Source organism: Clostridium sartagoforme, from assembly GCF_039521405.1.
In the GTDB taxonomy this organism is placed as follows: domain Bacteria; phylum Bacillota; class Clostridia; order Clostridiales; family Clostridiaceae; genus Clostridium; species Clostridium sartagoforme.
This window is the reverse complement of the sequence record NZ_BAAACH010000033.1, coordinates 1-14,806: the sequence shown is the minus strand read 5'-3', so window position 1 is coordinate 14,806 and position 14,806 is coordinate 1. Positions and strand designations below refer to the sequence as shown.

Annotated in this window: 14 protein-coding genes; 12 read left to right on the top strand and 2 right to left on the bottom strand. The window is 26.6% G+C overall.

Features of this window, described 5'->3' with window-relative positions:
• The first annotated feature begins 1 nt into the window (after position 1).
• Positions 2-1,150, top strand: coding sequence for an ABC transporter permease (locus ABDZ60_RS12970; RefSeq protein ID WP_343778599.1), 1,149 nt, complete (start codon positions 2-4; stop codon positions 1,148-1,150).
• Positions 1,125-2,270, top strand: coding sequence for an ABC transporter permease (locus ABDZ60_RS12965; RefSeq protein WP_016207270.1), 1,146 nt, complete (start codon positions 1,125-1,127; stop codon positions 2,268-2,270). The genes ABDZ60_RS12970 and ABDZ60_RS12965 overlap by 26 nt, the downstream gene beginning before the upstream one ends.
• Positions 2,271-2,394: 124 nt before the next feature.
• On the opposite strand, the gene ABDZ60_RS12960 is transcribed toward ABDZ60_RS12965, so the two are convergent.
• Complete coding sequence (locus ABDZ60_RS12960; protein WP_016207269.1) at positions 2,395-3,843, bottom strand: SPFH domain-containing protein; 1,449 nt, start codon at positions 3,841-3,843, stop codon at positions 2,395-2,397.
• Between the two features lie 228 nt (positions 3,844-4,071).
• On the opposite strand from ABDZ60_RS12960, the gene ABDZ60_RS12955 reads away from it, so the two are divergent.
• The 3 genes from ABDZ60_RS12955 to ABDZ60_RS12945 all read left to right on the top strand — a co-directional run bounded on the left by ABDZ60_RS12955 (position 4,072) and on the right by ABDZ60_RS12945 (position 5,913).
• Complete coding sequence (locus ABDZ60_RS12955; protein ID WP_047001268.1) at positions 4,072-4,350, top strand: hypothetical protein; 279 nt, start codon at positions 4,072-4,074, stop codon at positions 4,348-4,350.
• Positions 4,351-4,461: 111 nt separating this feature from the next.
• Positions 4,462-5,058, top strand: a complete 597-nt coding sequence (gene lepB / locus ABDZ60_RS12950) for a signal peptidase I (RefSeq protein ID WP_047001267.1) — start codon at positions 4,462-4,464, stop codon at positions 5,056-5,058.
• A 63-nt stretch (positions 5,059-5,121) separates the two neighbouring features.
• Positions 5,122-5,913 (top strand): lipid II flippase Amj family protein, encoded by a 792-nt coding sequence (locus ABDZ60_RS12945; protein WP_016207267.1) that lies wholly within the window; start codon positions 5,122-5,124, stop codon positions 5,911-5,913.
• A 3-nt stretch (positions 5,914-5,916) separates the two neighbouring features.
• On the opposite strand, the gene ABDZ60_RS12940 is transcribed toward ABDZ60_RS12945, so the two are convergent.
• Positions 5,917-6,843 (bottom strand): TraB/GumN family protein, encoded by a 927-nt coding sequence (locus ABDZ60_RS12940; RefSeq protein ID WP_343778594.1) that lies wholly within the window; start codon positions 6,841-6,843, stop codon positions 5,917-5,919.
• A gap of 207 nt (positions 6,844-7,050) precedes the next feature.
• Here ABDZ60_RS12940 and ABDZ60_RS12935 point away from each other — a divergent pair, with 207 nt between their 5' ends.
• From ABDZ60_RS12935 to ABDZ60_RS12905, 7 genes are all read left to right on the top strand, one after another.
• The gene (locus tag ABDZ60_RS12935) at positions 7,051-8,082 is read left to right on the top strand and encodes an extracellular solute-binding protein (protein WP_016207265.1); all 1,032 of its coding nucleotides are present in this window, start codon (positions 7,051-7,053) and stop codon (positions 8,080-8,082) included.
• Positions 8,083-8,147: 65 nt separating this feature from the next.
• Positions 8,148-9,260 carry an ABC transporter ATP-binding protein gene (locus tag ABDZ60_RS12930; protein ID WP_016207264.1) on the top strand — a complete coding sequence of 371 codons (1,113 nt, stop codon included), beginning with the start codon at positions 8,148-8,150 and terminating at the stop codon, positions 9,258-9,260.
• Entirely contained in the window at positions 9,260-10,930 is a 1,671-nt protein-coding gene (locus ABDZ60_RS12925; protein ID WP_343778591.1) for an ABC transporter permease, read from the top strand. The genes ABDZ60_RS12930 and ABDZ60_RS12925 overlap by 1 nt, the downstream gene beginning before the upstream one ends.
• Positions 10,931-10,987: 57 nt before the next feature.
• Positions 10,988-12,679, top strand: a complete 1,692-nt coding sequence (locus ABDZ60_RS12920; protein ID WP_343778589.1) for a sensor histidine kinase — start codon at positions 10,988-10,990, stop codon at positions 12,677-12,679.
• Between the two features lie 13 nt (positions 12,680-12,692).
• The gene (locus tag ABDZ60_RS12915; RefSeq protein ID WP_016207261.1) at positions 12,693-13,493 is read left to right on the top strand and encodes a response regulator transcription factor; all 801 of its coding nucleotides are present in this window, start codon (positions 12,693-12,695) and stop codon (positions 13,491-13,493) included.
• A gap of 78 nt (positions 13,494-13,571) precedes the next feature.
• Entirely contained in the window at positions 13,572-14,048 is a 477-nt protein-coding gene (locus ABDZ60_RS12910) for a cupin domain-containing protein (protein WP_016207260.1), read from the top strand.
• A 131-nt stretch (positions 14,049-14,179) separates the two neighbouring features.
• A complete protein-coding gene (locus ABDZ60_RS12905) occupies positions 14,180-14,683 on the top strand; it encodes a hypothetical protein (protein WP_343778585.1) in 504 nt (167 codons plus the stop codon).
• Positions 14,684-14,806: the final 123 nt, after the last annotated feature.

The following is a 14,806-nucleotide window of genomic DNA, read 5'->3' as shown; positions in this document are numbered from 1 at the left end:
AATGATTCCTATAATTAAATCAGTAATTTTAAATTGTATAAGAGATAAAAAAGAATCTTTATTTATGATATTTTTTCCTCTATTCTTAATTTTATTAATAGGAAGTACGTTATCAGCATATTTTGATTCAAGTAATACAAGCTTTGAAGAAGTAGCGGTATATTACTTTGATGAAAGTTCTGACAAGTCAAAAGAAGTATTTAATATATTTAAAGATATAGAATTAGATAATTCGAAAATAGTTTTGAATGAAGTAAAAGATGTTGAAGAAGGAAAAAAAGAAGTAAAAGTTAATAGAAATATATTTATTCATTTAAAAGAAGATACAATAGAATTTTATTCAAATAATCAATCAACAATAAAACCATCTTTAATTTATGGAATATTAAATGGAATAGCTAGTAAATATAATGCCGCAGCAGAAGTTTATAGTATAAATCCATTAAAGGCTAATGATATTATTAAGGTTGAAGATAGTAAGGGGTTTATTGAAGATGAAAAAGTTGCTCTTAATGAAAGACCAAGTTCAATGGATTACTATGGAGTAGCAGAAATAGGACTTATGATATTCTATTTTTTAATGTTACCATTATACAATATTAAAAATGATAGAAAAAATAGTATAAAAGATAGAATAAGTTTAGCTGGAGTATCAACAAGTAAATACTATTTTGCCTCATTTTTAGGGTTTTTAATTTATTCCTTTGGAACACTAATGATAACTTATACATTAAGTAATATACTTTTTGATATAAATTATGGAGAGAATCTACTAATTGTACCTCTGGCAATGATACCATTTCTAATAATTGTAATAGGTATTGGTATTATAATTCCTATGATTTTTAAAGAAGAAGAAGTATCAGGAAGTATAATATCAAATGTAATAATACCAGTATTAACATTTTTAGGTGGAGGATATGTTGCTTTAGGTGATAATCTAGGGAGCCTTTTAGATTTTATAACAAAGATATCACCATTAAGATGGTTTAATATAAGTATATTTAGATATATTTATTCTGGAGATAATGCTACTTTAATTAGATGGCTGCAAATTGGCGGAATTAGTTTATTATTAGTTATGTTAATAATTTGGATAGTTGGAAAAAGGAGTGATAAAATAAATGAAAAATATATTAATACTAATTAAAAACAATTTAAAGGTATCTATATTAAAAAAACCGGTTGGATTTATTGTATCATTAATAGCTCCTGTTTTAATACTATTTATTATGCTAAAAATTATTAACTTTAATTCTGGATATATAAACATTGGAATTATAGATAATGATAATTCGAAAACTAGTAGCACTATATTAAATTCTATTAAGAATTATGAAGGATTTAATATAAGAGAAGTTAAAAAAGAAGATAAAAAGAACTTGTTTGCAGAAAATTCTATAAATGCAGTTATAGAAATAGATAGTAACTTTGAAGAAAATTTAATTAATGGGGATACAGACTTAGTTAAATTAACATCGGTAGAAAATGATGATATCGGAACGCTAATAAAGACTATTATAAACGAACAAATGATTAATATAAATAACATTTCAATGGCAGCAGAAGGAAATAAGGATGTATATTATAAAGCTTTAAATAATTATAGTAACGATTCTTATCTAGAGATAAAAAAAGAAAATTTAAATGATTTATATGAAGAATATACTTTTAGCCAAATTTTTGTAGGATTCATAATAATGTTCATGCTTATAAGAGGAATGACAACTTCATACAGAGTATTTAATGAAAAGGAAGAAAATGTATATACAAGAATATTCATGGCACCTATAAAAACATATGAATATTATTTGGCAGATATTATAAGTGGGTATTTATCAATATTGATGCAAGTAATATTTGGAGTTTTGGGAATAAAGTTCTTAAATATAAATGTTGGAATTAGTAGTTTTGAATTATTTATAATATTATCATTATTAGGATTAGTTTCAATTAGTCTAGGGGTATGCTGTAGGGCATTTTCTAAAAGCAAAAATGATGCATCTAATATCTTTAACTTTGCTAATATGTTAATGGTAATGGTAGGAGGAGCTTTTGTACCTATAGATTTAATGCCACCTATAATAGAAAAAATATCATATTTTACTCCTGTAAGATGGGCTATGGAATCAATAATAGCTATACAGCAAGGTTCAAATCTTACAAATATTTATAAATATTTAGGGATAATAGTATTGTTTGCAGTAGCCTTTTTTGTAGTTGGAATATATAAAACTTCTAAAGAAGAAAAAATTTTTATGATAAATTAAGGTAATAGAATATAATGAATAATTAAAGAAATAAGGTAAATTGTATAGAATTTATAAAAATATAGAGACAATAGACAGCTCTGTTTCACACAGATTTATCTATTGTCTCTTGTTCTATAAAGTATTACTCTACGTCAACATCAATTATTTCTTTTTCTTCAGAAGAAGGACTTGTTTTAATATCTTTGTTTACAAAGTTATTTAAAACATTTGATAAGTCAAGTCCAGTTAAATCCTTTAGAACCTCAAAACCATTAGCAGTTACATCAGTTACGATTTTAGCAACCTTTGATGCTCCTTGGGAACCACCGTTATCTATAACAGTCAATTTATCTATTTGTTCTAATGGACTTGCAACTTCTTTCATTACATCTGGTAACTTATTTACTACCATTTCTACTATTGCAGCTTCGCCATATTTAGCCATTGCTTCAGCCAATCTATCCTTGGCTTCAGCTTCAGCAAGCCCCTTAGCTTTAATAGCTTCAGCTTCAGCTAATCCTTTAGCTCTGATAGCTTCAGCATCAGCTTGAGCTTGTATCTTCTTAGCATCAGCTTCAGCTATAGCCCTCACTCTAATAGCCTCAGCTTCGGCTTCAGCCTGTCTAATTGCTTGTATTTTATTAGCTTCAGCAGCAACTTCAACTTCATATTTTTTAGCATCAGCAGGCTTTTTAACCTCAGCAATTAATTTCTTTTCTACAACTAAAGCCTCTTTTTCTGCAAGCTCAGCTTGTTGTTCGGCTAAAATTGCATTATTTTCAACTTCTTGTAATTTATAAGCAACGTCAGCATTAGCTTTAGCTTTATCTTGTTCAGCTCTAAATGCTTCAAGCTTTATCTTTTTATCTCTTTCACTTTGTGCGATTTCTGTTTCAGCTTCTAATTTTGCTTTTTGTCCTTCTCTTATAGCACTTGCAGTTTTAATTTCAGTATCTCTTTTTCTTTCAGCTTCAGCTATGTCAGCTTCAGATTTTGCTGCTGCTATTTGAGGTTTAGCTCTATTTTCTAAGTATCCACCTTGAGTACTTATTTTTAAGATAGTATAAGATATTAAAACTAATCCCATTGATCCTAATTCATTTCTTATATCATCTTCAATTCTTTGCTCAAATGAAGCTCTATCTTCATTTATTTGTTCAACAGTTAAAGTAGAAACAATACCTCTTAATTTTCCTTCCAATATTTGTTCTACTATAGTTCTTATTACATTAACTGTATTTTTTTCTCCACCACTACAAAATTGTTCAACAGCTTTTAAAACATTTTCATGGTCATTTTTGACTTTTACGACTGCTGTACCAACTATATTAACAAAGATACCTTGTTTAGCAGGTGCTTCATTAACATCGGTTGTCATAGAGATATTTTCTAATGAAATAGTGGAAGAAGTTTCAAGAATAGGAATCATTAATCCCCCTCTTCCAAGTAAAACTCTTTTTCTAAGACCTGTGATTACCATAGCTTTATCAGCAGGCACTCTTCTCCAGAAAGATAGAAATACTATTAGCACTACTAAAACAATAGCGATTATTGGTAATGCATTTAACAATTTTTCTAATAAATTTTCCATGATTATTTTCCCCCTTTATAAGTTTAAGCGATATGTTTATATTTTAACACAATATACAGTTTTTGGGTAATCATTATAAAAAATAGTAAGCAATATATTAATTTTGTATTTAAAGTTATACTTTCGATACATATTATGGTAAAATTTATATAAATATATTTAACCTATTGATAAAAAATGTTTAAAAACAATATAGTTTATGGTATAAGAATCTAAGGAGATTTAATTATGAAAAAAGAAATTCTTTATATTATTTTAACTATTCTTATTTCAATTAATATATGTATAGTTTTATTATTAGTAAATAAATCAAATTTATTATCTAGTTTAACTTTATACCTAGTTTGGGTAATTTCAATTTTAATAGGAATGCTAACCTTTGTTATATCAAGAAAATATAGAGTTGATAGTAAATTTGATGTAGCTATATTATGCGTAACAATTTTTTCTATTATTAATTTATTATTTACAGGTGTTATTTTAAGAATAATATTAAAGATTCATTAAATAAGTTAGTAAAAAACTCAAGTATACTAGAGCGAAGTATAAAATTATATAGTTAAAACTTTTATTGCAAAATACATACATATACTAAATATTTAATAAGGGGATAATCTTATGAATTATAAAAAAATTATAAATGAAATTAAGGGAATAGCTCTAACTATATTAGGAAGTATTATAATAGTAGCAATAGTAAATACAGAAGTGCTAGCTAGTGCTAAAGTTCAGCAAGAATCAATGGAAAATACATTATATAATGATGAAAAACTTATAGTTGATAAAGTTAGTTATAATTTTACAGCTCCAAAAAGAGAAGATATTATAATATTTTTTGATAATGATGAAAAAGGAAATATACTTGAAGAAGGATATGAATATTTGAAAGAAATAGCATCAATTTCATATAATACAGACACTAGAACAAGGCTTGTTAAAAGAGTAATTGGAATTCCAGGAGATGAAATAGATATAAAAGATGGTTATGTATATTTAAATGGAAGTATATTAGAAGAGTTATATGTTAAAGGTGAAACCTATAGCAGAGATAAAGAATTTCCTATTAAAGTGGAAGAAGATACAGTATTTGTACTTGGTGATAATAGAGAAGTAAGTAAAGATAGTAGAAACTTTGGACTTGTAAAGATAAATCAAATTGAAGGAAAAGCAATATTTAGAATATCGCCATTTAACAGATTTGGATTTATAAAATAAAGTAATCTAAGATTTATTTCACTATTAACTTTTCATTTGTAATATTAAGGAGCGTGATGTTAATTGAATACACAAATTATAATTGTCTTAGTGTTAAACTTTATAATTTCATTACTTGGAACATTGGCTTATTCAGTTAGGCTAGTAGGGGTTAGAACTGGTAAAATAGCAGTAACATTTGCAGTTTTTAATGTATTGATGCTTGTCTCTAGAACAGCAGTAACATTTCAAAGTCCTTTATTAACAAAGTTTGTAGAAAGTAATCCTAGTAGTGGGGATTTGATTAATATATTTAATTTAATAATAATAATTTCAGGTATTGCATCTATTGTGGGGGCCTTTTTAATACCAACATTTCAGCAAATGTTTAGTAAGGCAGTAAATCATTTTTCTACAGAAAGATCTATTCCTAAACTTATAATACATAGCTTTTCAAAAAATGGTGTAAAGTATATGAAAGATAGTATAGCAATTCCTGTAAAAGAAAGCTTAACTAGTATAAATTTTAAAAGGTTACCTAAGAAAATTTTGTTTTATAATTTTATATCTGTAGCTATTATTACAGCAGGAGCTTTTGCACCAATATATGCTGGCAGCATAGCTCCAGAACTTAGAATGACTTGTTTATCTTTATCACCAATAATAAATGGAACAGCAACAATACTTACATCAATTTTTATTGATCCACATTTATCTATCATGACTGATGATGTAGTGGATGGCAAATGTAGTGAAGAAGATTTTAGAGCTTGTGTTATAGCAATGGTAGGAAGTAAAGTAGTAGGTACTTTTGTAGCATTAATATTATTTGTACCAGCATCATACTTAATTGCCTTCGTAGCTAATTTTATATAACTTTTAATTTATTCTAGTTATTTTATATCCTTTATCTTCTAATAACTTTAACATGTTATCTTCACCAATGAAATGACCTGCTCCAACTGCTATTGTATGTTTTTTACCATCCTTAGTTAATTCAACTATTTTATTTACCATATTAATATTTCTATCAGTAAGCATTATTTTATAAGTTTCAGGTTCATTACTCTTCATTTCATTATTTACTTTTTCAATGAATTCAATATCTCCATTTTTATAAGCGTTAAAAAGTTTCTCAGAATTATTTACTTCTTCATTAATATTAGAATCAGAGTGAGTAGATAAATATTTTTTTAAATAATCCCAAGTGAAAGTTTTATTACCAATATCAATTTGTAAATCACATCCCTCCAACTCATTTATAACTACATCATCTCCCTTAGATTTACGGGAATTCATTTCATTAATTATTAGTAAATCTAATCCATTTCCTAGTATGCCAGCTTTGGAGTAACATAATACAGTTAATAGGCTATTTAAAGATGAAGGAGTCAAATATTTAATAGTACTTATATTAAAATTAGGACTTAATGATTTGAATATAGAAGATAATTTTTCAATTTCATCTTCAGACAAGTAATTTTCTATAGTTTCTCCATTCTTTAGATATCCAGATGATTGAACATTCTTAATAGTTTCATTTTGGGATAAATCAAGTTCCACAGATAGTACATCAGTTTCATCAATTATTTTCTTTATATTATCATTAAAAAAATTCACTTTATTATCACCAATATGAATAGTTCCAATCAAAGTAATAGTAGTATTTTCATTAGTTGCCTCCCAAATGTAACCTCTTGAAACTTCCTTTTCGGTAGCTCCATTATCGCATGATATTAATGGTATTATCAAAAAAGAAATAAGGAAAAAACAAAGTAAACTTTTAATTTTAGAAAAACTCTTCATAATAAACTCTCTCCTTCATACAAATTACTTACTATATTATACCATTTAATTACAGTTTGTGGAAAATTTTAAATATATTATATGTTGTTCATAAAACAAGATATTTTTGCAGAGATTAAGGTTTGTTTATACGTTTACATTTGGTATTATTAGCTTACAGAAAGGAAAGACATAAGAAATTATAAATAATTATTAGGGGGAGTTTTTATGAAAAAAGTTTTGGCTACAGTTATTTGTGCTTCAATGATGCTAGGAATGGTTTCATGTGGAGGAAAGACAGAAGGAGCTGATGTGAAAAAAGAGGAAACGGCTTCAAAAAATTTAGTTGTTTATTGTCCACATCCATTAGAATTTATTGATCCTATAGTTGCAGAATTTGAAAGTGAAACAGGAGTACAAGTAGATGTTGTTGCTGCTGGAACAGGAGAATTACTAAAACGTATAGAATCAGAAAAAGATAATCCTCTTGGAGATGTTATGTGGGGAGGATCATTAGGAACATTGGAACCTAAAGTTGATTTCTTTGAAGCTTATACATCTGCAAATGAAGCAGACTTAATGGATGATTGTAAAAATACAGATGGAAAGATAACAAGATTCTCAGTAATACCAAGTGTTCTTATGATAAATACGAACTTAATTGGAGATATTAAAGTAACAGGCTATGAAGATTTATTAAAACCAGAATTAAAAGGTAAAATTGCTCATGCAGATCCAGCAAAGTCATCATCATCTTTTGAACATTTAGTAAATATGCTTTATGCAATGGGAAATGGAACTCCAGAAAATGGATGGGATTATGCAGATAAATTAGCAGGAAATTTAGATGGTAAGTTACTTTCAGGATCATCAGCAGTATATAAAGGAGTTGCAGATGGAGAATATACAGTAGGATTAACTTTTGAAGAAGGTGGAGCTAAATATGTTAAGGATGGATCACCTGTTGAAATAGTTTATATGAAAGAAGGAGTTATATCTAAACCTGATGGAGTTGCAATAATAAAAGGTGCTAAAAATATGGATAATGCAAAGAAATTTATAGATTTCTTAACTAGTAAAGAAACTCAAACTATGGTTGCTTCTGAGTTAAGTAGAAGATCAGTAAGAAAAGACGTTGATCCAGCAGAAGGTTTAAAAGCAATTAAAGATATAAATATTATACAAGATGATGCAGATGTTGTTAAAGATAATAAGCAAGCATGGATAGATAAATTTAAAGAAATATTTACTAATAAGTAAGAATTAAGGGAATTAGTCTATTTATTAAATAGACTAATTCCTAAATAAAATGAGGAGGAAGCAAAATGAGCGTTTCAATTAAAGCATCAAATGTAATTAAAAAATATGGAGATAATGTAGTAATTCCTGATTTGAATTTAGATATAAGAAATGGTGAATTCTTTACTTTACTAGGTCCTTCAGGTTGTGGAAAAACAACATTTTTAAGAATGATAGCAGGTTTCAATTCAATAGAGGGCGGAGAAATAAGTTTCGAGGATAAAGTTATAAATGACATACCAGCCCATAAAAGAAATATAGGAATGGTGTTCCAAAATTATGCAATATTTCCACACTTAACAGTAAAACAAAATGTGGAATATGGATTGAAGTTAAGAAAGCTTCCTAAGGAAGAAATGGAAAAGAAAGTAGCAGATATTTTAAAAGTAGTTAAAATTGATGATTATAAGGATAGATTACCAGAAAGATTATCAGGAGGACAACAACAAAGAGTTGCATTAGCTAGAGCTATTGTAATTCATCCAAGCGTATTACTTATGGATGAACCTCTTTCTAATCTAGATGCAAAATTAAGAGTTGAGATGAGGAGTGCAATTAGAGATGTACAAAAGGAAGTTGGAATAACAACTGTTTATGTTACACATGATCAAGAAGAAGCACTTGCAATTTCAGATAGAATAGCTGTAATGAAGGATGGAATAGTCCAACATGTTGGAACTCCAGAACAAATATATACAAGACCTAAAAATATATTTGTATCTACTTTTATAGGACATTCAAATTTATTTAAAGGTATTATTGAAATAAAAGAAAATAATAAATATGTTAAATTTGAAAAGGGATATAAAGTTAAAATGACAAATTTAAAGGATGAAGTAAAGGATGGTCAAAAAGTAGTTATAGCAGTTAGACCAGAAGAGTTTATTTTATCAAATAGTGGATTAGAAACAAAAGTTAAAACAGCTACTTTCCTTGGAAGATACACAAATTATGAAATTGTATTTAATAGCAAGGAAATATTAGATGGACAAGCTTCCATTGAACTATCACAAGATATTGGAACATCAGAAAAGATTTATAGCGAAGGAGATAGCTTATATCTAGAAGTAAATCCAAAGAAGATAAATGTTTTCACAGAAGATGGAGAGGAAAATTTAATAAAAGGAAGTGAAAACTAATGAATGATAGTATAAAAAATAAATTTAAAATAAAGTTTGATTTTTGGAACGTAGTTACACTTATTATAGTACTTATATTTGCAGTATTTTTCATATATCCATTGTTTTCACTATTTATAAGTGGATTTAAGGATGCAACCACAGGAAGTTTTACTTTTGCAAACTTTACGAAATTCTTTGAAAAGAAATATTATTATAAAGCACTTATAAATTCTTTTACAGTAACTATATTTGTAACTCTATTAGCTGTATTAATAGGTTCACCATTAGCTTACTTAACTACTGCGTTTAAGATAAAGGGTAAGAAGCTAATTGAGGTTTTAATTATTATATCAATGCTATCACCACCATTTATAGGGGCTTACTCATGGGTTTTACTATGTGGAAGAAGTGGAGTAATAACTAAATTTTTTGTAGACAATCTAGGAATAACTCTTCCACCTATATACGGTTTTGCAGGAATACTTTTAGTATTTACCTTGAAATTATATCCGTTTATATATTTGTATGTTTCTGGAGCATTAAAAAAGATAGATGTATCTTTATTAGAAGCATCAGAAAGTTTAGGATGTAAACCAATAAAAAAAATAGCAACATTAATATTACCATTAATATTACCAACTTTATTGGCAGGAAGCCTATTAGTATTTATGAACGCATTAGCTGATTTTGGTACACCAATGTTAATTGGAGAAGGTTATAACGTAATGCCAGTACTTATATATTCAGAATTTATAAGTGAAGTTGGAGGACAAGCAAACTTTGCAGCTGCATTAGCAACAATAATGGTATTAATTACTTCAATCATTTTTATAGCACAAAAATATGTAGTAAATAAAAAATCTTTTACTATGAGCTCATTAAGACCAATGGTTGCAAAAGACTTAAAAGGTGTAAAAAATATTTTAGCTCATATATTTGTATATATAGTAGTGCTTTTAGCAATTGTACCTCAATTGACAGTTATATATACATCCTTCTTAAATACGAAAGGTTCAAGATTTGTAAATGAGTTTTCATTAAAAAGTTATAAAACAGTATTTAATAAATTAGGATCAGCAATAACTAACACTTATACTTATGGAATAGTTGCAATAGTCATTATAGTTATTCTTGGAATGTTTATAGCTTATATTTCAACAAGAAGAAAGAATGCTATAACATCTATAATAGATACAATAACTATGTTCCCTTATATAATTCCAGGATCAGTACTTGGTATTACTTTACTACTTGCATTTAATAAAAAGCCATTGGTATTAAGCGGAACATTTGTTATAATAATAATAGCATATGTAGTAAGAAGACTACCATACACTTTGAGGTCTAGTGCAGCAATACTTTATCAAATTAGTCCAAGCATGGAAGAAGCATCAATCAGTTTAGGATATTCTCCAGTAAAAACATTCTTTAAGGTCACAGCAGTTATGATGTTGCCTGGGGTTTTTGCAGGGGCAATTCTTAGTTGGATTACAGTAATAAATGAACTAAGTGCATCAGTTATATTATATACAGGTGGAACGAAAACCTTATCAGTTTCAATTTATACAGAAGTAATTAGAGCAAGTTATGGAACAGCAGCTGCATTATCTACAATACTAACTATAACAACAGTAATTTCACTATTAATATTCTTTAAGGTTTCTGGAAGTAAGGAAATAAGTTTATAAAATATAAAAAGCCAGTTTTACTGGCTTTTTTCTGCAATATAAGAAAAAGGTGAGAATATGGTTAAAAAGTTTAAAAAATACAGTGATGTAATTAGAAGTGCTATTATATGGTATGCTATAGTTCCAATTATAGTAGTTTCAATATGCGCATATATAATATTATTTTTTTTAGGAAATAAACTTATTTTTAAAGAAAATATTAATAATAATAAGTATGTAGCTAATTTAATGGAAGAAAATATTGATGAGTACACTTCATTAATAAAAAGTATATCAATAGATGAATATATTATTTCTGATATAAAAAATGGAGATAAATCACAGCCTATTTATGATATACTTTATAAGTTTGTAAATAAAAGAACTGTAAAAAGTAATTTTTATATATTTGACAAACAAGGAAATATGATTATGGGAAATAAAAATATAAAGCCAGATTATATACAAGAAGATAATATATTTATGTGGGGCATATTTAGTAGGATGAAACTAAGACCAAATGAAGTTATAACTATGATTAATAGAGGTCATCAAGAAAAATACAGCTATGGAATACTTACGCTAGGAAAAGCAATAAAATATGAAGATGAAATAGTAGGATATATAATTTTTGATTTATTAGATGAAGATATATTTAATCTTATTACAGGCTTTACTACAAGTGATGTAATAATAACGGATAAACATAATATTGTTGCAGCAACTAATAATAAGTATAGTGATCAGTTATATAGATTAAAAAGTGATTTTAGACAACAAAGTGGCTATATTAACTTAGAAAATAAAGACTACTATATTGAAATAACATCTATTAAAGATACGACTCTTTTTGTTTATACAATAACAAGCTTAGATTTCTTTAATAGAGCATTTTTTATAGGAGGAATATTTCTAATTATATTATTTTTAGTTATTTTTTCTTTTATGCTATTATGGTCTAAAAAGATTGCTCATAATAAGACTGTATCAATTTACGAAATAGTTAATGCAATTGAAAGTGTACAAGATGGGGATTTAGATACAAAACTTAATATTAATTCAGAAGATGAATTTGGAATAATAGCAAATGCTTATAATAATATGTTAATAGATATTAAAAATCTTATTGAAAGTAATAAAGAAGAAGTTGCACTTAGGATGCAAAGTGAAATTAAACAATTAGAAGCACAATTTAATCCTCATTTCTTATTTAATACTCTTGAAACAATAAGAATAATGATTAAATTAGATAAAAACATTGCAGGTAATATAATTATAAATTTATCATCAATATTAAGATATGGAATTAATAATGAGATACATTCAGTAAAGTTAAAAGATGACATTGAATACATAAACAATTATTTAGAGATATTAAAATATAGGTTTGGAAATAAGCTTCAATTTAATATAGAAATTGAAGAGGAAGCACTAGAGTGTGTTGTGCCTAAGCTGATCTTACAACCTATAATAGAAAATTCTATTAAATACGGTTTTGAAAAAAAAGCAATGTTAAATATAAAAATAACATCTGAAATTGAAGAAAGTAAAATTTCTATACTAATTAGAGATAATGGAATTGGAATTTCAAAAGAAAGAATGAATTATCTAAATAATATTTTAAATAAAAAAAATAATGATACAGATAGTATTGGTCTATACAATGTTCATAAAAGGATTAAGCTTATATATGGAGAAGAATATGGTATCAATATACAAAGTAATGAGGGGGAAGGGACTTTAGTAAAAATTATTTTACCTAATATATAAGGGGGAATGAAAAATGTATAAGCTTATTATCGTTGAAGATGAAGAGATAATAAGAAAAGGGCTAGTACATACTATAGATTGGTTATCTATGGGATTTACAGTTATTGCAGAAGGTGAAGATGGAGAAGATGGTCTTAGGTTAATAAATGAATATAAACCAGATCTTGTTATTACAGATATTAGAATGCCTAAAATGGATGGCTTAGAAATGCTTAGTTTAGCTAAAAAACTTAATGGTTTTGAGAGTATTATACTGACAAGCTATGGAGAATTCGAATATGCTAAAAAAGCTATATCTATGGGAGTAAGTGATTATATTTTAAAACCTATAGATGAAGAAGAATTGTTTAAATTAATTTCACAAATAAGAAAGAAAATAGATGAAATAAAGTTTTACGAGAGAATGAAAATGTGTACAAGCAATAAGGAAGAAATAGATTTTACTAATCTTAAGATTTATATAGATTCTAAAGACATAAATACTTATGTAAAATATGCAATAAACAAGATAAAAGATGGATATAATGAAAAATTAAGTATTGAGAGTTTAGCAGAAGAACTTGGAATTAGTCCAAGTTATTTAAGTAGAAAATTCAAAAATGAAACAACATATACATTTTTAGATATGCTTAATAAATACAGAGTACAAAAAGCTGTAGAAATAATGATAAAAGAAAAAGATAGATTTAGAGTATATGAAATAGCAGAAATGGTTGGATTTGGAGATTATAAACATTTTTGTGTAGTATTTAAAAAGTACACAAACTTAGCACCTAAAGATTTTGTAAGAGCTAAAAGTATAGTCATTAAATAATGGTAAAGTTTTCTTTTAAGAGTTTTTGATTTAGAAAATTTAGTATATAATGTTTATAAATAAAGGGAGGTATAAATTATGAAAAACGCAGAATATTACATAAAAAATCTAGAAATGATACCACATGTAGAAGGAGGTTACTTTAAAGAGTCATTTTTATCAGGAGATAAGGTAAAAGAAAATAAAAATCTATGGAGTAGTATATATTTTCTTTTAAGAACAGGCGAAGTATCGAATTTTCACAGGTTAAAATCTGATGAGTTATGGTATTATCATGATGGGGAAGCACTTACTATCTATATGATAAGTCCAGATGGAAATCTTATAACAAAGCAACTTGGTATAAATATAGAAGATGGAGAAGTTCCACAGGTTTTAGTACCTAAGGGTTATATATTTGGATCAGCTATGAATAATGAAGGATTCTCTTTAGTTGGATGTATGGTTGCTCCAGCATTTGAGTATGAAGAGTTTGAGTTATTTGAAAGAACATATCTTTTAAATTTATATCCAGAGCATAAAGATGTAATATTGAAACTTACAAGAAAAGAATAAAAAATTTTAGAAAGTAATAAATTTATTTTGTTTATAAAATAAATTTATTACTTTTTTTCTTATAATATATACATAAAATGTAATTATATGGTATAATGTGTCACGTAATTTAAAAATGGAGAAGATGAAAAATGAGATTTAGAAAAATGATTTATATTATTATTCCAATAATTATAATAGAAGGAGCAATCATAACTTTAAATAAATCACTAGAAAAGTTTTGCTTTGGACATAATAAAAAGAATATCTATAACAATAATTCTAAAATATCAGCAGCTAATGATAATTTTTCTTACATATATAAAAAGGGAACAAATGAAAATGGAAAAACAAATATTTGTTTTAAGTTTACTGGAATGGATACTATTTGGAGTATTATTTCTGAAAATGATGCCATGATATCTATAAATTTTAGTTCTGATATAGAATTAGGGACTTTTAAAGTGGTTTTAATAGATCCAAATAATAATATAACAAATATTCTAGAACAATCACAGGAAGGAACTGAGGTTTATAAAGTAAAAAAGGGGAATAATAGAATTAAAATTGTGGCAAAGGAAGCTAAAGGAAAGCTAAAGCTTGATATAACGCCAGAAAAAGATGGATTAGAAATAGACATAATATCTACCAATTAAAAATAATGTTATAAGAATATAGGCAATATAATAATTATTATATTGCCTATATTCTTCAGTTTGTTGAAAAACCCCCTGTTTAAAAACAGAGGGTTTTTCTATATATTAATTGTGAATAAAATT